Source organism: Sphingobium sp. FG58 (assembly GCF_057809055.1).
Genome location: NZ_JBMDJF010000014.1, coordinates 1 through 17,516 on the forward strand (window position 1 = coordinate 1; position 17,516 = coordinate 17,516).

17 protein-coding genes and 1 pseudogene are annotated in these 17,516 nt (G+C 61.8%); 7 read left to right on the top strand and 11 right to left on the bottom strand.

The genetic code is table 11. The features are described from left to right. The first annotated feature begins 377 nt into the window (after nucleotides 1-377). Both egtD and egtB read left to right on the top strand, forming a co-directional pair. Nucleotides 378-1,376, top strand: a complete 999-nt coding sequence (gene egtD, locus ACODR8_RS14865; RefSeq protein ID WP_489007979.1) for an L-histidine N(alpha)-methyltransferase — start codon at nucleotides 378-380, stop codon at nucleotides 1,374-1,376. Continuing rightward, nucleotides 1,376-2,617: an ergothioneine biosynthesis protein EgtB gene (gene egtB, locus ACODR8_RS14870; RefSeq protein WP_489007980.1), complete on the top strand. Its 1,242-nt coding sequence runs from the start codon at nucleotides 1,376-1,378 to the stop codon at nucleotides 2,615-2,617. The genes egtD and egtB overlap by 1 nt, the downstream gene beginning before the upstream one ends. A 285-nt stretch (nucleotides 2,618-2,902) precedes the next feature. Here the strand turns inward: egtB and ACODR8_RS14875 are convergent. From ACODR8_RS14875 to ACODR8_RS14895, 5 genes and pseudogenes are all read right to left on the bottom strand, one after another. Continuing rightward, nucleotides 2,903-3,043: pseudogene (locus ACODR8_RS14875) on the bottom strand (cytochrome ubiquinol oxidase subunit I); the annotation flags it as partial. A 54-nt stretch (nucleotides 3,044-3,097) separates the two neighbouring features. Further along, entirely contained in the window at nucleotides 3,098-3,895 is a 798-nt protein-coding gene (locus ACODR8_RS14880) for a sulfite exporter TauE/SafE family protein (protein WP_489007981.1), read from the bottom strand. Beyond that, the gene (locus ACODR8_RS14885; protein WP_489007982.1) at nucleotides 3,892-4,299 is read right to left on the bottom strand and encodes a DUF6691 family protein; all 408 of its coding nucleotides are present in this window, start codon (nucleotides 4,297-4,299) and stop codon (nucleotides 3,892-3,894) included. Before ACODR8_RS14885 ends, ACODR8_RS14880 begins: the two co-directional genes overlap by 4 nt. Beyond that, on the bottom strand, nucleotides 4,299-4,736 hold the full coding sequence (locus ACODR8_RS14890) for a YeeE/YedE family protein (protein WP_489007983.1): 438 nt from the start codon (nucleotides 4,734-4,736) through the stop codon (nucleotides 4,299-4,301). Before ACODR8_RS14890 ends, ACODR8_RS14885 begins: the two co-directional genes overlap by 1 nt. After that, nucleotides 4,733-5,650: an MBL fold metallo-hydrolase gene (locus ACODR8_RS14895; RefSeq protein ID WP_489007984.1), complete on the bottom strand. Its 918-nt coding sequence runs from the start codon at nucleotides 5,648-5,650 to the stop codon at nucleotides 4,733-4,735. Before ACODR8_RS14895 ends, ACODR8_RS14890 begins: the two co-directional genes overlap by 4 nt. A gap of 101 nt (nucleotides 5,651-5,751) precedes the next feature. Between ACODR8_RS14895 and ACODR8_RS14900 the strand changes: the two genes are divergently transcribed. Both ACODR8_RS14900 and ACODR8_RS14905 read left to right on the top strand, forming a co-directional pair. After that, nucleotides 5,752-6,375, top strand: coding sequence for a peroxiredoxin (locus ACODR8_RS14900; protein ID WP_489007985.1), 624 nt, complete (start codon nucleotides 5,752-5,754; stop codon nucleotides 6,373-6,375). Further along, the gene (locus tag ACODR8_RS14905) at nucleotides 6,372-6,755 is read left to right on the top strand and encodes an ArsR/SmtB family transcription factor (RefSeq protein ID WP_489007986.1); all 384 of its coding nucleotides are present in this window, start codon (nucleotides 6,372-6,374) and stop codon (nucleotides 6,753-6,755) included. The genes ACODR8_RS14900 and ACODR8_RS14905 overlap by 4 nt, the downstream gene beginning before the upstream one ends. Before the next feature lie 310 nt (nucleotides 6,756-7,065). Here the strand turns inward: ACODR8_RS14905 and ACODR8_RS14910 are convergent, their stop codons facing one another. The 3 genes from ACODR8_RS14910 to ACODR8_RS14920 all read right to left on the bottom strand — a co-directional run bounded on the left by ACODR8_RS14910 (nucleotide 7,066) and on the right by ACODR8_RS14920 (nucleotide 11,667). After that, entirely contained in the window at nucleotides 7,066-7,974 is a 909-nt protein-coding gene (locus ACODR8_RS14910; RefSeq protein WP_489007987.1) for an ROK family protein, read from the bottom strand. Next, the gene (locus ACODR8_RS14915; protein ID WP_489007988.1) at nucleotides 7,971-9,083 is read right to left on the bottom strand and encodes a glycoside hydrolase family 68 protein; all 1,113 of its coding nucleotides are present in this window, start codon (nucleotides 9,081-9,083) and stop codon (nucleotides 7,971-7,973) included. Before ACODR8_RS14915 ends, ACODR8_RS14910 begins: the two co-directional genes overlap by 4 nt. Before the next feature lie 118 nt (nucleotides 9,084-9,201). After that, a complete protein-coding gene (locus tag ACODR8_RS14920) occupies nucleotides 9,202-11,667 on the bottom strand; it encodes a TonB-dependent receptor domain-containing protein (RefSeq protein ID WP_489007989.1) in 2,466 nt (821 codons plus the stop codon). A 154-nt stretch (nucleotides 11,668-11,821) separates the two neighbouring features. Between ACODR8_RS14920 and ACODR8_RS14925 the strand changes: the two genes are divergently transcribed. Beyond that, nucleotides 11,822-13,156, top strand: a complete 1,335-nt coding sequence (locus ACODR8_RS14925) for an MFS transporter (protein WP_489007990.1) — start codon at nucleotides 11,822-11,824, stop codon at nucleotides 13,154-13,156. Between the two features lie 3 nt (nucleotides 13,157-13,159). On the opposite strand, the gene ACODR8_RS14930 is transcribed toward ACODR8_RS14925, so the two are convergent. Both ACODR8_RS14930 and ACODR8_RS14935 read right to left on the bottom strand, forming a co-directional pair. Further along, nucleotides 13,160-14,164, bottom strand: a complete 1,005-nt coding sequence (locus ACODR8_RS14930) for a LacI family DNA-binding transcriptional regulator (protein ID WP_489007991.1) — start codon at nucleotides 14,162-14,164, stop codon at nucleotides 13,160-13,162. A 257-nt stretch (nucleotides 14,165-14,421) separates the two neighbouring features. Beyond that, complete coding sequence (locus ACODR8_RS14935; RefSeq protein WP_489007992.1) at nucleotides 14,422-15,120, bottom strand: pirin family protein; 699 nt, start codon at nucleotides 15,118-15,120, stop codon at nucleotides 14,422-14,424. A gap of 116 nt (nucleotides 15,121-15,236) precedes the next feature. On the opposite strand from ACODR8_RS14935, the gene ACODR8_RS14940 reads away from it, so the two are divergent. Together ACODR8_RS14940 and ACODR8_RS14945 are read left to right on the top strand one after the other, a co-directional pair. Continuing rightward, nucleotides 15,237-16,166, top strand: coding sequence for a LysR family transcriptional regulator (locus ACODR8_RS14940; RefSeq protein ID WP_489007993.1), 930 nt, complete (start codon nucleotides 15,237-15,239; stop codon nucleotides 16,164-16,166). Beyond that, complete coding sequence (locus ACODR8_RS14945) at nucleotides 16,159-16,767, top strand: TMEM175 family protein (RefSeq protein ID WP_489007994.1); 609 nt, start codon at nucleotides 16,159-16,161, stop codon at nucleotides 16,765-16,767. The genes ACODR8_RS14940 and ACODR8_RS14945 overlap by 8 nt, the downstream gene beginning before the upstream one ends. Here ACODR8_RS14945 and ACODR8_RS14950 read toward each other — a convergent pair. Continuing rightward, entirely contained in the window at nucleotides 16,764-17,459 is a 696-nt protein-coding gene (locus ACODR8_RS14950) for a YoaK family protein (RefSeq protein WP_489007995.1), read from the bottom strand. The genes ACODR8_RS14945 and ACODR8_RS14950 overlap by 4 nt on opposite strands. Nucleotides 17,460-17,516: the final 57 nt, after the last annotated feature.

A 17,516-nucleotide genomic window follows, 5' to 3' on the forward strand; every position in this document is an offset into this window, starting at 1 on the left:
TCGGGCCTCAACGGTGCGCAGTATGGTGTTGTGGATATCGTTCCTGAATCTGCTAGCAATGCCGCGATCTGCCGACAGCTTTGGTCGGGTCTGGCGTCTTGGAAAACAGTGCTATGCCGATGCAGGGCAAGACTTGTCTATGTAAGTCTGACGCTTGAAGCGATCGAAAAGTGCCGCACTGGGCCAGGCCTGTTTCCAATAAAACTAACGGGAACGGTATAGCGTCGGGATCGTTTGCGTTTTCAAGCTGTCCACTGGTCCTGGTGGCATAACAACAGCAAGACAATAGAAGATCTCATGCTGCGGACCTCATCCTTGATCGGTCTGCCTGACTGAAGCTTTTAACCCTGGCCACTTCAAGCCGACAGGAAATCTACATGCATGATATGGCGAGCGTGGCGATGGATTATGATGGGATTGTCCGCGTTTCGGACACCCAGCCGCCAGCATCTGACACCAGCGAATTCCTCCAAGCCGTAGTTGACGGACTATCGCAGCCCGAACGGGCAATACCCTGCAGGTTCCTGTACGACGCAGCGGGATCGGCGATCTTCGACCGGATTTGCGAACTGCCGGAATATTATCCGACGAGAACTGAGCGGTTGATATTGGAGACGCATGCTACATCCATTGCGGAAGCTATCAGCGGGGAGGTGCGCTTTATCGAGTTGGGCGCGGGATCGGGCGGAAAGGCCGAAATCCTACTAGACGCGATAGAGCAGGTTTGCGCTTATGTCTGTATCGACATATCCCCGGTTCCACTGGCATCGGCGGCAGCGGCTGTACGGGCACGCTATCCCGATATCACGGTTGATGCCGTGTGCGGCAACTATTTGGGCGAACTTGATCTTCCACCGCACGGGGGTTTGCGTGACATCTGCTTCTTTCCCGGATCGACCATCGGCAACTTTGATCGCGACGATGCGCAAGCCTTTTTGCGCGAATGGAGCGGGCGACTGGGGCAAGATGGCATGATGCTGATTGGCGTCGACCTGAAGAAAGACGCAGGATTGCTGGAGGATGCCTACGACGATGCGCAAGGGGTGACGGCGCAGTTCAGCCTGAACCTGTTGCATCGCGCCAACCATGAACTGGGCGCTGATTTCGACACCAGCGCCTTTGTACACCGCGCTCGCTATGTAAGCGAACCCGGCCATGTCGAAATCTCGCTCGTCAGCCTGCGCGAGCAGATCGTCACGGTAGCGGGCCGGCGCTTTGGTTTTGAACAAGGCGCGGCTATTCACGTCGAAAATTCGCATAAATATGCCGTCGACGAATTTGCCTTGCTGGCCAGCAAGGCCGGGTTCGACAGTGTCGACGTCTGGACTGACGAAGACACCCTGTTTAGCGTCCATCTGCTGCGCGTAGCACGCTGATGCATGCCGCCAAGATGCGCTACGCCTCAGTTCGCAAGCTGACTGAGAATCTGGCAAAGCCTCTATCGAACGCAGATGCCACGATCCAATCGATGCCCGATGCGTCGCCCGCCAAATGGCATCTGGCGCACACGAGTTGGTTCTTCGAAACCTTCATCCTGCGCGACCATGTACCAGGGTATCAGCCGTACCGGGCAGAATGGCCGTTCCTGTTCAACAGCTATTATGAAGCCGAAGGCGCGCGCATGGCGCGGGCGGCGCGGGGTATGCTCTCGCGCCCTTCACTGGCCGACATCCTCGACTATCGCGCGGCGGTTGATGCAGCGATGGATCGCGCAATCGAGCAGCTTTCGCCTGAGCTGCTAGCGCTGGTCGATCTGGGTTGCCACCATGAACAGCAGCATCAGGAATTACTGCTGACAGACATACTCCACGCATTTTCTCTCAATCCCCTGGAATGCGCGGTCTGGCCGCGCCAAGACACGCTACATCTCGCCGATCCTGCGCCAGTGAATTGGCTGGATGGCCAACAGGGACTGGTCGAGATCGGTGCCTGCACCATCGACAGTGGGGCGTTCGCATTTGACTGCGAAGGGCCGCGACACACGGCGTTGCTCCATCCCCACCAATTGGCGGATCGGAAGGTCACGAATGCCGAGTGGATCGCCTTCATGGCAGACGGCGGCTATGATGATCCCCGCTTGTGGCTGTCGGACGGCTGGGCCTGGCGGCAGGCTCAAGGCATCGTCGCGCCACTTTACTGGGCTGACAGCGCCGATGGCTGGACCAGTTTCACCCTGTCGGGTCGGCATCCTATCGATCCGGCTGCTCCGATCTGCCATGTCAGTTTTTATGAAGCGGACGCCTTTGCCAGCTGGGCTGAAGCCCGCCTGCCGACCGAGGCCGAATGGGAAGCGGCGGCCACGCAGCACGATCCAACCGGTGGCAACTTGCTGGACGGTCCGGGTGACATCCGCCCGCGTCCGGTCGATAATGGCCCGGCATTTTTCGGCAATGTGTGGGAATGGACCGGCAGTGCCTATCGGCCATACCCTGGATTTCGCGCCGCCGATGGCGCGATTGGCGAATATAATGGCAAGTTCATGAGCGGCCAGTGCGTATTGCGTGGCGGCAGTTGCGCTACCCCGCGTGGCCATATGCGAGCAAGCTATCGCAACTTCTTCTATCCCCATCATCGTTGGCAGTTTATGGGATTGCGGCTGGCCAAGGACAGTGTGTGATCGTTAGAAGCCAACCGAGATACTGCCGCTGCCTCGCAGTGGCGGAGGAAGTAAGCTAAGTGCTATGCCCGCTACTGGGGAGCACTGGCTGTCAGACTTAGCGACCGCCATTGCCTAGCGGCAGGCATTGATCGACATCCCGGTGGGACCACTGTCGACTTCCATTGCGCTATTGTTGCGCCAGCGCGGCGTATCGATCGGCTTTGAAGGACTGGTGCCGACCTTCCGCCAGATCCGTGCGGGGCGATATGCCACCGGGCAAGTGCTGGTGAACAGGCTGGCTGGGCCGGTCGCCAGCAACAATCCCTCCAGTACCATCAGGTAACGGGCAAGGCCGATGGAAAAAGCCGGAAACAGGAAGTGGAAACTGACGGTGAAGGCGAATTGCGATCGGGCTAGAAGCAGGGCGTCAAGCGAGTCGAACATGAGACATGTCCTTTCGCCCACCATGTAGCAGGTGGGCAGCGGGAAAGAGATCGGTCATATTGTCATGTCCGGCAGAAAGGCCGCAGCGCTGCGCCAGAGCATATAAAACGCGACGATGAAGATCAGCCCGGCAAAGACCGTGGTAAGCCGCCCGGTCTTTCCACCCAGCGCCTCGGCCAGCCGGGTGCCGCCGATGCTGCCCGCAATACCGCCGACGACGAACACGGCTGCCAGCGGCCAGTCGATCAGCCCGGAAAAGGCATAATTGGCCGCCGTCGTCAGGCCGAAAGCAGTGACCGCGACCAGGGAGGTGCCGACCGCCATCAGCATCGGCATCCCCGTCGACGCCACCAGCCCCGGCACGATCAGGAAACCGCCGCCGATCCCGAAAAAGCCGGAGAACAAGCCTGACCCCAACCCGTAGGCGACAACCTTGGGCGCTTTTTCCCGGTTGCATTCGGCTCCCGGATTGCCGGGGTTGCCCCGGCCTTTGAGCATCAACGCGCCGACCAGCAGCATCACCAAAGCAAACAGCGCCAGCAATTTATCGCCGTCGACCATCTTGCCAAATGTCGATCCGGCCAGCGCGCCGACGATGCCCGCCGTGGCGTATATGCCACCGCACCGCCATTTGACATGATGAGCGCGGGCATGGCTGGCCAGGCCTGCCGCCGCATTGGCCGCGACGGCAAGCGCGCTGGTGCCAATGGCGACATGGGCATTGGGCACGCCGACCAGATAGACCATCAACGGCACGGCAAGGATGGAGCCGCCCCCGCCGACCAGCCCCAGCACGAAGCCGACCAGCCCGCCAGACACGCCGCCCAGCAGATATTGGGTTGTGTCCATCATTGCGTGGTCAAGCGATGGATCGCCATGCCGCCCAACATGGCCAGCACGAAGGGTGCGACGGTTGCCGGAGCCAGCGCCAGGCTGGCAATGGCAGGACCGGGGCATAGTCCACCAATGCCCCAGCCGACGCCGAACAGGATCGCGCCCAGCGCCAGCTTGCCATCAATCCCGCGCGTTTCGGGCAGGACGAAGTCATTGGCGGCAAGGGGCCGATCGAGCCGTCTCTGCGCTGCCCAGGCCAGCGCCATCGGGATGATCGCCCCGCCCATGACAAACGCAAGCGTCGGATCCCATGCCCCCAAAAGATCGAGGAAAGCGCGCACCCGCATCGGATCGGCCATGCCCGAAATGGCGAGTCCGGCACCGAACAGCGCACCAGACAATAAGGCGATCATGATCCGCATCAGATTGTGCCTGCCAGACGCATCAGCGCCACGGTCGCAAAACCGCTACCCATGAACAGGGCCGTCGCGACGATCGAGCGGCGTGACAGGCGCGACAGGCCGCACACGCCATGGCCGCTGGTGCAACCCGACCCCAGCCGCGTGCCGAAGCCGACGACCAGCCCCGCGACAATCAGCAGGCCCGGCGCAGGGAAGCTCGCAGGCACTCCGCCCCACAGCCAGGCGGCCAAGAGAGCACCAAGCGGCAAGCCGATGATGAAAGCCGCCGCCACGCTGCGCGGCGCACCACTGTCCGCCAGCCCCGTAGCGCGCGCCGTCAGCCCGCTGACCCCGGCGATCCGCCCCAGCCCCAGCAGCATGATCGCGGCGGCCAGGCCGATCATCAACCCGCCGATAAGGCCCGCAACCGGCTGCGCCTCTGGAAAGCCGGGGATCATAGCTGGTTCACCGGGATTTTGAGGTAGGTGACGCCATTGTCGTCAGGCGGCGGCATATGGCCCGCGCGCATATTGACCTGCACCGATGGCAGGATCAGGCGCGGCATGGCCAGCGTGGCGTCGCGCGCCTCGCGCATGGCGACGAAATCATCCTCGCTCACCCCGTCACGCGCATGGATATTGGCACGGCGTTGCTCGGCGACCGTTGTTTCCCAAACATAATGATCGCGCCCTTCGGGCAGATAGTCATGGCAAAGGAACAGCCGGGTTTCAGGCGGCAATTCCAGCAGGCGACGCAGGGACCGGAACAGGGTGCGCGCGTCGCCACCAGGAAAGTCGGCGCGGGCGGTGCCATAATCGGGCATGAACATGGTGTCCCCCACGAACACTGCGTCACCGATGACATAAGCAACACAGGCCGGGGTGTGGCCCGGCACATGCAGTACCGTGACGGCCAGATTACCGATCATGAACTGGTCGCCATCGGCCCAGAGATGATCGAAGTCCGACCCGTCGCGCTGAAAATCAGCACCTGCATTGAACAGCGAACCGAATGTCTGCTGCACTTCGCTGATATGCGCGCCGATCGCGATCTTTCCGCCCAGCTTCTGCTGGAGATAGGGCGCAGCCGACAGATGATCGGCATGGGCGTGGGTTTCCAGGAGCCAGTCGACGCTCAGCCCTTGTGCCTCGACATAGGCGATGACCGGATCGACCGCATCATGCCCGGTGCGCCCGGTGGCGGGATCATAGGTCAGCACGCTGTCGATCACCGCGGCGCGGCGCGTTTCTGCATCATGCACCACATAGGTTACGGTGAAGGTCGGCGCGTCGAAGAACGCCTTTATAACGGGCACGCCGCTTCTGGCGACAGTGACTTGGACATAGGCTTTCTCAAATGCAGGGTCGGCCATGCGACTCTCCTTCGATTTCATATTTACATGAAATATGTATTTATATAATTTGAAATCGTCAAGGCCTTGCCACATTCCCCGGACGATTGCAGGAAAGCATCATGAACGACGTCACGACCGCCCGACCGAATCCGCTCCGTATTGGCTCCCTCGCGCCTGATTTTCGGGCACGTTCGACCATGGGTGATTTTCAGCTCTCGGCGCTGCGGGGCCAGTGGGTGATCTTCTTTTCTCATCCCGCCGACTTCACACCGGTGTGCAGCACTGAATTTGCAGCCCTTGCGCGGCGGCAGGCGGATTTTGAGGCGCTCGACTGCCGGTTGGTGGGCTTGTCCGTCGACAGCCTCTATTCCCATATCGCATGGGTTCGGGCGCTGCGCGATCTGTTCGACGTCCAGATCGCCTTCCCTATCATCGAAGATCCCAGCATGGCGGTGGGCCGTGCCTATGGCATGATCGATGAAGATGCAGCGGACAGCATGACGATGCGCTCGACCTTCTTCATTGATCCGCAGGGGGCGATCCGCGCAACCACGGCCTACCCCCACAATGTCGGTCGGTCGGTGGACGAGATGCTCCGCCTTTTGCACGCATTGCAGCGCGTCGATGGCGGGACCAGCCTGACGCCCGAAGGCTGGGCGCCGGGTCAACCCACATTGCTGCCTGCTGCCGAGTATTTAGACGCTGCACCCGACTGGTTCTGTCGACTGGAGGCCCAACCATGAGGGCTCTTTACGAAGATCGCGACGCAGCGGCGGCGGCGGCCGAAAAGATCAAGATCTTCGCGCAGCCTCAGCGGCTAATGATCCTGTCCTGCCTGTTGCGCGGCGAGCGCAATGTTGGCGAGATCGCCGATGTCACTGGTATTGGCCAGCCTGCGCTTAGCCAGCAACTGGCCGAATTGCGACGCGCCGATCTGGTCCAAACGCGCAAGGAAGCCAAGCAGGTCTGGTATATGCTGGCGGACGACAATGTGGCGCTGTGCGTCCGCAATATAGAGGCAATTTTCGGCAGTGAGGGCAGCCCTGTATTGCCGCCAGCGGCAAAGCCAGCTTTACAGTTGCCGCCAGCGGGCGGCGTGGCAGGTTTTGCCCGCGTCCTGTGACTGGAGAATTTCAGCCTTTCGATGGTGAGTTGCGCGGAGCCAGCTCGATACCTCGACGATGCGCTAAACCCGCGCTTCCGCTCGGATAGCGGACCGTCTGGACTTGGGAATTTAAATGGCGCGTCCAAAAGCCTGATTTGGGTCGCGAACTGCCTCAACAACGAGCAACTTACCCTGAGACTTTTCTGCCTTTTTCCGCAGAGGGGAATGCCAGTTTTTGGTGCGAGCAGCCCTGCCAATTCGGTCCATCCTCTGGCTGTCCGGCTTCTACCCAGGCGAGCTTCCGGCCGAGAAAATCCATCAGGATAATCTATCTGCTATCCCGTGCCATAACTGCCTGCTGGCCGAGTAGGATCGCGCCCAACGGACCCGCGTCGGCACCCAGTGCGGGCGCGACGATCAGTTGCTCCAACGCGGCGGCGTCCAAATCCTCTATATAAAGATTCAGTAGGTCGGCCGATCGACGGGCGATGAGAGGCAACAGCATGGGCCGCGCTTGGATCACGCCGCCGCCCAGCACCAGCCGCTCTGGTGAAAAGGCCAGGATCAGTATCGCTGTCCATTCCGCCAGATCGGCGGCAACGTGGTTCCAAAGCGGATCGTCGTCGGTCATGTCCGCCACCGCGATCGGCGATCGTGCGGCCAATGCCGGTCCACCGACCAGCCCTTCCAGACAGTCGCCATGGCTGGGGCAGGCACCGGCGAACAAATCGCCCGGCTGGCGCCGGACACGCATGTGTCCGGCTTCGGGATGCAGATGGCCGTGGACGGCCTGGCCGTTTACGACCAGCCCCAGGCCGACCCCGGTGCCGATCGTGGCATAAGCGTGGACCGCGCATCCCTGCGATGCGCCCCACATGCCCTCCGCCAGCGCCGCGCCCGCGACATCAGTATCGATAGCAATCGGCACGTCAAAGCGGCTGGCGAAATGCCCGAATATGTCGTGCCCGGCCCAACCGGGCTTGGGAGTATTACCCATATGGCCAAAGCGGGGGACCTGTGGATCCAGATGCAGCGGCCCGAAGCTGGCGATGCCGATTGCTGCGAACGGCATATCCTGCTGCCAGAGCGCCAGCGCATCGGACATGGCGTGCAACATGTCCGCCGTCCCGGTCGGCCATCGTTCTTGCCGCAGGATGGTCCGCCCCCGTGCCAGCGTAGCGATGCATTTGGTGCCGCCCAGTTCCAGGCCGACGATCAGCGGTTCGTCCATGGTCATGCCAGCCAAACCCTGTCTCCCGCAATTGCCAGCCGCAGTTCGGGGGCAGGCGCACCGCCGAAATGGTTGCGCGCCTGCGCCGGATCGGCCGGAACATGGGCGATGCCGGTCATATCAGCAAAACTCTGGACCGTAAGATCTGGCAGCACGAACCAGCTATAGGCCTGAAAGGGTGCCTCGGGTGGATTGGCGAAGGCAAGCCCGGTGCCGTTGATCGGTCGCCACGGACCCATCAGCCGATCCGCTACCATGCCGTAAAGACCATTGGGACCGGCCGGACCATCCTTTGCAAACACTTTCCGCTGGGTGGACCAGAAGAGATAATAGCGCCTGTCATGCACAATGACGTGGGGCCGCTCCAGTTCATTGTTCAGGCCATCCGCGGCGATCAGCGGCGGCAATGCGTCCCAGCCGCCATCGCCATTGCGCCGGGCCATGCCGACCGCCCCGTTCCAGAAGGACATCGATTGCGCCAATGATGCGGCGAAAAAGATATAGGTCTCGCCATCTGTCGGATCACGAAAGAAAGCGGGGTCGCGAAACGCCTTGATCGTGCCGATCGCCCCGCCGCCCTCCATGTCGCGCACATAATCCATACCATCGGGTACCAGCATCTCGACCGGCGTCGACCAGGGAGAAAAAGCGATGGCATCGCCCTTGACTGACAGGGTGGCACGGGTCTCGAACAGCCGCTGGCTGAAGCTGACGACATTTTCGCCGCGCACGCCCGCAACCGTATAATAGAGCGTGACCTGGCGATGATCGGACGACATTTTCGCCGACCCCGACCATTCCCGGCTGCCCGGCGAAAAATCGGTGTCGAACAAAAGGCCAAGGTCGCGCCATGCTTCCCCTAACCGATGCATCAGGCGCAGCCGGGCCATGCCATGGCGCGCTTCGGGATCGAGCAGTGCGGGGGCCGACAGCAGGATGAACAATGTGCCGCCTGCAATCTCCGCTTGCGACCCGTCCTCTTCCTGCACCGGCCAGTAATCCCACAGGTCGATGCCGGGTATCAGCGGTTGCGGCTTGGCAAATAGCGGCGCGCACGGCACGCTCTGACAGTCGATCGCGGCGACATGGGCGGCGGTCCAGTGGCTTGTCATCATCGGGGATCCGTCGGCAGAGCGTGGGAACAGTGGTTGAGCCATGGTCTCCGCCGGTGCGTGCAGTCGCCGGCGGAGACCATGATTTCCAAAGGCGTATAACGCCCCGGAAAAGAGTGGGTCAGAAGTCGAACCGCACCGAAGCGGAGACGGTTCGACCATTGATCGAACGTGCGCGAACGATGCCATTGGCAGGGATGGCGGCCTCCTCTGCCTCGGTGAATCCCTTCACGTCGAACAGATTATTGGCATTCAACGACAGTTGGACGCGATCCATCGGCTTGACCGTCAGGAAGGCGTTGACCTGAGTATAGCCCGGCAGCTTCAACTGGTTGCTGTCCTGCGCATAGCTACTGGACGTGCCGATGACATTCGCGCCGACGGTGAATATCCCCGCATCATATTGCGGCGTGACCTGGTACAAAAACTTGGCCTGGCGACGCGGCCGATTGCCGACGACCGTCTGGTTCAGCACGTCGCTGACGATCTTCGCATCTGTGTACGTTCCGCCTGCGGTGAGGCTGAACCTGCCGGTGCGATAGCCGCCCTCCAGTTCCAGTCCATAGGCGCGATAATTGCGATTGAAAAAGGTCTGGGTGGTCGCCTCGAAATTCTGTTCTTCGGTCTTTGCGTGAAAGGCCGTTGCATTCAGGGTCAGCCCGCCATTGCGATATTTGACCCCGCCTTCTAGCTGCCTGACGAAATCGACCGCAGCACCACTGTCGGTTAGCTCGCCGGTCGTGAAGCTGACGGCGGGACCAAATAGCAGGCGATCGGCATTGGCGCGCGCACCCCGGCTGTAGCGGGCGAACAGCGCGACATCGTTGGCCAGGCGGTAATTAGCGCCCAACGAGTAGGACAGATACTCATAATTATAGTCAACCGGGGCGGTCAGTGCCGGGATCACGGCAACCTGTGTTTCCGGAATGGAGATGACGCCATTGCCATTCATGTCGCGGCTGATGACGCCGATGCGCCCGCCGCCCAGATCCGATCCGGCGATCATACCCTTGGCGCTGCCGAAATCATAGCGCAGGCTGCCGTCCAGGGTCAGCGCGCCGGTGGCCAGGCTCAGCGAGGCGAAGGGCGCGTTGGTATTATAATCAACATCATAGCTGCGGCGGCAGCAATTGCCGAAGAAGGTCGCGCCATAGCCATAAGTGCCATCCTGCGTCAGCGCCTGACCCGCCGCATTGGTCAGGTTGACCAGAGCTGCATTGCCGCCGCCGGTCACTTCCAGCAGGTGCGACGTCCACAGCCAGTCGGTAGCGATCGTCTGGCGCGATTTGTAGAAGCCGGCCGTCGCGGTCAACTTGCCCAGGCCCAAGTCGAAATCCCGGCTGACGCGCAGGTCGTTGGTGATGTTGTTGAGGCTGTTGATCTTGACGTCGAACAGCACGATCTGCGCTAGATAATTGCTGCCGTTAAACGCCTGGCCCGCTTTTGGGCCATTGGCATAGGTCAGGGTCGATCCCGCGCCGCCCAGTGCGGCCGCGATCGCCGATCCGGTGTCGACCGCAGAGGGGAAGGGCGAGGTGAAACCGCCCGACACGTCCGAATAGCGGAAGCGTTCGGTAACGTTCCAGCCATCGCCCAATTCGAATTGCGATTCCAGGCCGACGGCATAGACGACGGGATGCTGGCCATCGCGAATGTCGCGCGTGACCGGATTGTTGCTGCCGTCCAGCGTCACATTGTCGCGAAAATAGCGCGAATGGAGCGTATCGCCATTGATGCTGAAACCGGGCAGATCCTGATATTTGGGATTGCTGTTGCTGCCCGTCACCAACACGGGATTGGGCAGGTAGCCGATGGCGCGGTCATCGAGATATTTGCCGTAGAGGCGGATATAGCCGCCGGCAAATTCCTTTGTGATGTTCGCCTTGATCTGCCCGCCCTTGTTGGCGTCATAGCCCGCCTTGCGCGGTCCTTCGCCCTGCCGATAGAAGCCGCCGACATGATAGCGCAGGCTGTCACTGATCCGGCCGCCATAGTCGAAGTCCAGGCGATAGTCGCGATAGTCGATGCCCGCCGTTGCCTGAATGGCACCGCCTTCCTGTTCGCCGGTCTTGGAAATCATGTTGATGACGCCGCCGGGCGCATTGGACGCGAAGGTGGAGGCCGACCCGCCCCGGACCGATTCCACCCGGCCGATGTTGAAATCGGACCGCAGGAAAATGTCGGCATTGCCGAAGGTGATGTCGCCAAATTCCAGCACTGGCAGGCCGTCTTCCTGCAATTGAAGGAACTTCGCGCCGCCCGATGCTACCGGCAGGCCGCGAACCGAGATATTGGCATTGCCTTCGCCGCCCGAGGATTCGGAGCGGATGCCGGGCAGGTTGCGGAAGATTTCGGCAACGGAGCGCGGTGCGGCCTTGGCGATGTCGTCGCTGCTGAGCGAGCTGACGGTGACTGAGCTGTTGAGCCGATTCTGACCGCGGGCCACCGCAGTCACGACGATCTCGTCACCTGCCGCCACCGCAGGCGCGGCATCGCCAGCCGCATCGGCTTCGCTCTGCGCATGGGCTGTATGGGGCGCGATCATCGCCGCCGACGCTAATAACACTGCCTGGAACTGCCTCTTCATCTTCTCTCTCCCGCGCCGATTCGGTTCGGCTTGATCGCTTGATGACGCTGTCCGCAAACGATTGCAAGAATTATTTGCAATCGTTTGCAGCCTTTGATACTGACAAGGACAGGCAGGATGATAACAGTCCGCCACGACCGGAGAGGCAAGGACCATGAGCGACGCGATATCCCGTAAACCGCATTTATCGCTCGGCAGTATCGTCCAGATGAATCTGGGCTTCCTGGGTCTCCAGTTCAGTTTCGGACTGCAGCAGAGCAATATGGGTCCGATCTATTCCTATCTGGGCGCGGACGAGGCGTCGCTGCCGCTGCTATGGCTTGCCGGGCCGATGACCGGTTTGCTGGTTCAGCCGATCATCGGCGCGTTGAGCGATCGCACCGTTACCCGCTTCGGGCGGCGCACCCCCTATTTCCTGATCGGGGCCATATTCTGCAGCCTGTGTCTGTTCACCATGCCCTACAGTCGCGCGCTATGGGTCGCGGCCAGCCTGCTCTGGGTATTAGACGCCGCCAATAATGTGACGATGGAACCCTATCGCGCCTATGTCAGCGATCGGCTAGACCAGCAGCAACGGCCACTCGGCTTCCTGACGCAGAGCGCCTTTACAGGCCTCGCCCAGACGCTTTCCTACCTTGCGCCCTCGTTGCTCGTCTGGGGCGGCCTAAACGCCGATGCGCTCGATCCATCGGGTATCCCGGTCATAACGAGGATCGCTTTCATCGTCGGCGCGGTGCTGTCGCTATCGACCATCCTCTGGTCGGTCCTGCGCGTACCCGAATTGCCGCTGAGCGCAGAAGAGATCGCAGCGATGCAGGCGGAACCCCTTTCCGCGCGCACGACCCTGCGCGACCTGAAACAGGCGATGGTCGAAATGCCTGTGCCCATGCGCCAGCTCGCTATCGCCATGCTGTTCCAGTGGTATGCCATGTTCTGCTATTGGCAGTTCGTCGCCTTCGCCATCGCCCGCTCGCTCTTCGACACGTCGGACGCGACCAGCGCAGGCTTTCGCCAGGCCGTACTGGTCAACGGCCAGATCGGCGGCTTTTACAATTTCATCGCCTTCATCGCCGCCTTTGCGATGGTGCCGATCGCGCGTAAAATCGGCGCCAGGCCTGTTCATGCCGTCAGCGTAGCGGCCTCTGGCGTCGCGATGCTCGCGCTGCCATGGTGTTCGAGCGAAGCGATGCTGTTCCTGCCGATGATCGGCATCGGCCTTGGCTGGGCAAGCATGATGGGCAACCCCTATGTCATCCTGGCCGACAGCATCCCGCCCGCCCGCACCGGAATCTATATGGGCATTTTCAACATGTTCATCGTCATTCCGATGATGATCGAAAGCCTGACGATGCCACTGATCTACCGCCCGTTGCTGGGCGGCGATCCGCGTCATGTGCTGATGCTCGGCGGAGTCATGATGATCGCGGCGGCGCTCGCGACCCTTGCGATCAGGGACAAGCCCGCAGCGGGGGAAACAGCGCCAGCCTGATCGTCAGGCGGATGCGCGCTGCACAAGTTGCGGCGTCATGCACACCGAAGCGGTTTCGCTCCCCGCCAGCCGATCGAACAGCAGTTCCACCATCAGCGCTGCGCCCCGCGCTACATCCTGCCTGATCGTCGTCAGCGGCGGGCTGGTCTGGGCGGCCACCATTACATCGTCATAGCCGATGACGGCCACGTCGCCGGGTACGCGCATTCCTGCGTCGCCCAGCGCCCGCAGCGCGCTCATGGCAATCACATCCGACGCGGCGACGATACCGTCGATTGGCGGATGATCCGGCAGGAAAAGCCGAATGGCGTCGTAGGATTCCTGCGTCGTCAAATGCGCAGGCAGAAGCAAACCGTCCCCTTGCCCTGCATCGGCAAGTGCCGCCCTGAATCCGGCGTAGCGCGCCGCGAATTCCGGCACGTCAGGATTGCCGAAAAAGGCAAGGTGCTTGCGACCTTGCGCCAGCAGATATTCGGCCGCCATGCGGCCGCCTGCGATATTGTCCGAACCTACGGTCAACTGCGCATAGCCCTCTACCGCCGCGCCCCAGATGACCAGTGGCGGATAGCGCGTCGCGACGCGTTCGATCACATCGATCTGGTCCGACTGGCCGATCAGCAGCACGCCATCGACCCGCCCGCCATCGACGATCCGGTCCAGCCACTGGCCATCGGAGGGAATGACGCGTGACAATAGCAGGTCGTAGCCCCGATCTGTCAGCGCGTCGGCCAGCGGGCCGATCAGGCTCATGAAAAAGGGATCGGACAGATGCTGCTGCGTCTCATGCCCCAGCGGCAGCACCACCGCTATCGCGCCCGTGCGCCCCAGTCGCAGGTTGCGGGCGGTCAGATTGATCTGAAAGCCATGCTCCTTCGCCAGCGCCTCGATCCGCTCACGGGTTCCGCGCGCGATCATGGGATTGCCCGATAGGGAACGCGATACCGTCGATACGGAGACGCCGGCGATCCTGGCCAATTCGGCAAGGCTGGAGGCATTGGTAGATTTCATGACGAGCGCGACGTCCACACATGATTGGCAGGTTAGCGGCAGAGCCAACGAACTAATGAACGACGAGGCATATCCCTTGGCCGATATCGAAGCAAGGAAGCCGAAAGCAGGCAGCCGGCCATTTGCGGGACAAAAAGCTGAAATCCGGCACGTCGGCTTCTGGCCTAAGCAACAGGCGATCAAGCGTCTTGAATGGGTAGGATTACCCGCGTCCGGCGTCAGCGCGCAAGTCAGGCGCGCTGACGCCGTCGTTTTTTTCACGCAGCGTCGACCAGCACAATTTCGCTGTCTTCTATCGCTGTCACGCGGATCACGTCGAGGTCACTGATCGCAGCGCCATCACGTGCGTTGACGCGGACGTCATCGATAGTGATCGCGCCGGTGGCGGGTACCAGATAGGCTTTGCGGTCGCGGCCCACCGGATATTCGGCGCTTTCACCAGCCTTCAATGTCGCCGCGACGACGCGGGCATCGGTGCGGATTGGCAGGGCATCATTATCATTCTCATAGCCCGACGCCAGCGTCACGAAATGGCCCGATCGCTCACCTCTGGGGAAGGGCTTGGCACCCCAGCTGGGTGCTTCGCCGTCACGGGTGGGGACGATCCAGATCTGGAAGATTCTGGTGGTCACCTCCTCCAGATTATATTCGCTATGGCGCACGCCCGTACCCGCGCTCATGACCTGTACGTCGCCCGCTTCGGTCCGGCCCTTATTGCCCAGGCTGTCCTCATGGGTGATCGCCCCTTCGCGGACATAGGTAATGATCTCCATATCGCGATGCGGGTGGGGCGGGAAGCCGGTCTTGGGCGCAATGGTGTCGTCGTTCCACACACGCAGATTGCCCCAGTGCATACGGGCGGGATCATGATAGCCAGCGAACGAGAAATGATGCTTGGCGTCGAGCCAGCCATGGTTGGCGCCTCCGAGGCTGTCATAGGGGCGAAGTTCGATCATGTCGGTATCTCCAATGTCGGCGGCGATGTGCTGCCCTGTTGGATATGCTTTTATCGCTTGCGAGCCTGCCTGCTCAGAGGGATAAAAGCAGACGAAACGTTCGAGGAAATCGAAAAGTGAACAGGCCAGGCACGCCGACCTTCGACCAACTGCGCATATTTCTGACGATCGTGGATACGGGCAGTTTTGCCGCCGCCGGACGCCGGCTCAACCGCGCCGTGTCAGTTATCAGCTATGGCATCGCCAATCTGGAGGCGCAGCTTGGCCTGATGCTGTTCGAGCGGGAGGGCACGCGCAAGCCCGTATTGACGGTCGCTGGCCGGGCGTTGCTGGCAGAGGCACGCAGCATTTCCCACGGCATGGACGGGCTGCGCGCAAAGGTGAAAGGCCTGCTCGACGGGCTGGAGGCGGAGGTCGACCTTGCCGTCGACGTGATGCTGCCGTCGGAGCGGCTCGGCAAGGTGCTGCGCGCCTTCGCGGCGGAATATCCGACGGTGCAACTGCGCCTGCATGTCGAGGCGTTGGGCGCAGTCACTGCCATGGTGCTGGACAGGCGCGCGGTCGTTGGGCTTTCGGGGCCGCTCGCGGCCGGAGTCGATGGCGTGGAGTGCGTCGCGGCGGGGTCAGTGCCTATGGTGCCGGTCGCAGCGCCCGATCATCCGCTAGGCCGGATGGAGCGGATACCTCCCGGCGCGGGACGCGATTACACGCAGCTGGTGCTGACCGACCGCTCCCGCTTTACCGAAGGACAGGATTATTCCGTCATGAGTCCCAAGACATGGCGGCTGGCCGATCTGGGTGCCAAGCACGCGCTGCTGCGCGAGGGGATTGGCTGGGGCAACATGCCGCTGCCGATGATCGAGCCGGACCTGATCGACGGGTCGCTGATACGCCTGGCGATGCCCGACCATAGCGGCGGCATGTATCGCTTCGCGGGCGTGTGGCGACGCGATACGCCGCCAGGGCCAGCCGCCTCTTGGTTGCTCGACCAGTTCGTGGCACTGGGGCGCGACGACAAGGCGCTGGAGGGCATGGGTGATGTCTGACACGCGCACAGGCAAAAAAGGCGGGATGCCGTCCGGCCGACTGGAAGCCTTTACCGACGGGGTCGTCGCCATCATCATCACGATCATGGTGCTGGAATTGAAGGTGCCGCGCGATGGCAGCCTCGCGGCGCTGTCGGAGAGCGTGCCGATCCTGCTCGCCTATATCCTCTCGTTCGTCAATGTTGGGCTTTACTGGAACAACCATCACCATCTGCTCCACGCGACCGACCGGATCGACGGGAAGGTTTTATGGGCCAATCTTTATCTGCTGTTCTGGCTCAGCCTCGTCCCCTTCGTCATCCGCTGGCTCGACGCGAGCGGCTTCTCGGCGATGGCGACAGCCTCCTATGGCGTGGTGCTGGGCATGGCGGCGATTGGTTACGAAATGACCGAGCGGGCGATCATCGCCTGCAATGGCGCGCAGTCCGCGCTGGCCCGCGCGGTGGGGTCGGACCGCAAAGGCAAGCTCACGCTCGCCCTCTACGCTATCGCCGTGCCAGCTGCCTTCTTCGCGCGGCCGGTGGCGATTGTGCTGTACATCATCGTCCTGCTACCCTGGCTTGTCCCCGACCGACGGATCGAACGCGCGCTGCGCGATTAGGCGGTAGCGTTTTCGCCTGCTGCCGGATGCATCATGCAGGCGAACGTTCCTGCAAGGACGAGGAAGCCGGCGAGCAGCAGCGGCAGGACAAGGCCGCCATGGATGACGAGCCACGCGCCAATGGCCGCGCCTAGGAAGATCGCCACGATGCTGCCGATACGCCGCGCCCAGTTGGGGTTGCTACCGCCCGCCAGACTGGAATCGGCGGCAAGGCCAGTGATCGTCAGCGTCAAGACCGTGGTCGTCAGGTCAGGCACCTTCAACTGGCGGATGGTGGCGTTGCGGAAGCCCATGGCAAGGCCGGTCAGGGCAATGATCGCAAAGACCTTGTACCCCGGCGACTGGCTGGCGACATCGAAGCCGACAGAAACAAGGGCTGCGATCCACAGCAAGGCCGCTTCCACCAGCGCTGCGACGAACAGCCAGCGGCGCAGCGGCAGTCCGGCATGATGCTTGCCCACGCGCCCGGCCACCAGCGCGCCGATCATGAAGGAAGCGATCGCGGCCAGATAGGGCGCGACGCGGAAGCCGGGCGTGCCTGCCGCAGCGAAGCCCAGGAACACGACATTGCCGGTCATGTTGGCGGTGAACACTTTGCCAAGGCCAAGCACCGAGATGGCATCGACAAGGCCGGTGGTGACGGAGAGCAACAGCAGCAGCCAGGGCAAGGGGGAGGGCTTGGACGGGATCATGGGGGTCTCCTGCAACAGATATTCGATCGAGATGGGCTTAACGGACCGGACGCTGCT

What these genes read in the sequence shown, in the direction of transcription:
- egtD (WP_489007979.1), top strand. Translation starts at nt 378, where the DNA reads ATGCATGATATGGCGAGCGTGGCGATGGATTATGATGGGATTGTCCGC.
- egtB (WP_489007980.1), top strand. Translation starts at nt 1,376, where the DNA reads ATGCATGCCGCCAAGATGCGCTACGCCTCAGTTCGCAAGCTGACTGAG.
- ACODR8_RS14880 (WP_489007981.1), bottom strand. Translation starts at nt 3,895, where the DNA reads ATGATGGACACAACCCAATATCTGCTGGGCGGCGTGTCTGGCGGGCTG.
- ACODR8_RS14885 (WP_489007982.1), bottom strand. Translation starts at nt 4,299, where the DNA reads ATGCGGATCATGATCGCCTTATTGTCTGGTGCGCTGTTCGGTGCCGGA.
- ACODR8_RS14890 (WP_489007983.1), bottom strand. Translation starts at nt 4,736, where the DNA reads ATGATCCCCGGCTTTCCAGAGGCGCAGCCGGTTGCGGGCCTTATCGGC.
- ACODR8_RS14895 (WP_489007984.1), bottom strand. Translation starts at nt 5,650, where the DNA reads ATGGCCGACCCTGCATTTGAGAAAGCCTATGTCCAAGTCACTGTCGCC.
- ACODR8_RS14900 (WP_489007985.1), top strand. Translation starts at nt 5,752, where the DNA reads ATGAACGACGTCACGACCGCCCGACCGAATCCGCTCCGTATTGGCTCC.
- ACODR8_RS14905 (WP_489007986.1), top strand. Translation starts at nt 6,372, where the DNA reads ATGAGGGCTCTTTACGAAGATCGCGACGCAGCGGCGGCGGCGGCCGAA.
- ACODR8_RS14910 (WP_489007987.1), bottom strand. Translation starts at nt 7,974, where the DNA reads ATGACCATGGACGAACCGCTGATCGTCGGCCTGGAACTGGGCGGCACC.
- ACODR8_RS14915 (WP_489007988.1), bottom strand. Translation starts at nt 9,083, where the DNA reads ATGATGACAAGCCACTGGACCGCCGCCCATGTCGCCGCGATCGACTGT.
- ACODR8_RS14920 (WP_489007989.1), bottom strand. Translation starts at nt 11,667, where the DNA reads ATGAAGAGGCAGTTCCAGGCAGTGTTATTAGCGTCGGCGGCGATGATC.
- ACODR8_RS14925 (WP_489007990.1), top strand. Translation starts at nt 11,822, where the DNA reads ATGAGCGACGCGATATCCCGTAAACCGCATTTATCGCTCGGCAGTATC.
- ACODR8_RS14930 (WP_489007991.1), bottom strand. Translation starts at nt 14,164, where the DNA reads ATGAAATCTACCAATGCCTCCAGCCTTGCCGAATTGGCCAGGATCGCC.
- ACODR8_RS14935 (WP_489007992.1), bottom strand. Translation starts at nt 15,120, where the DNA reads ATGATCGAACTTCGCCCCTATGACAGCCTCGGAGGCGCCAACCATGGC.
- ACODR8_RS14945 (WP_489007994.1), top strand. Translation starts at nt 16,159, where the DNA reads ATGTCTGACACGCGCACAGGCAAAAAAGGCGGGATGCCGTCCGGCCGA.
- ACODR8_RS14950 (WP_489007995.1), bottom strand. Translation starts at nt 17,459, where the DNA reads ATGATCCCGTCCAAGCCCTCCCCCTTGCCCTGGCTGCTGCTGTTGCTC.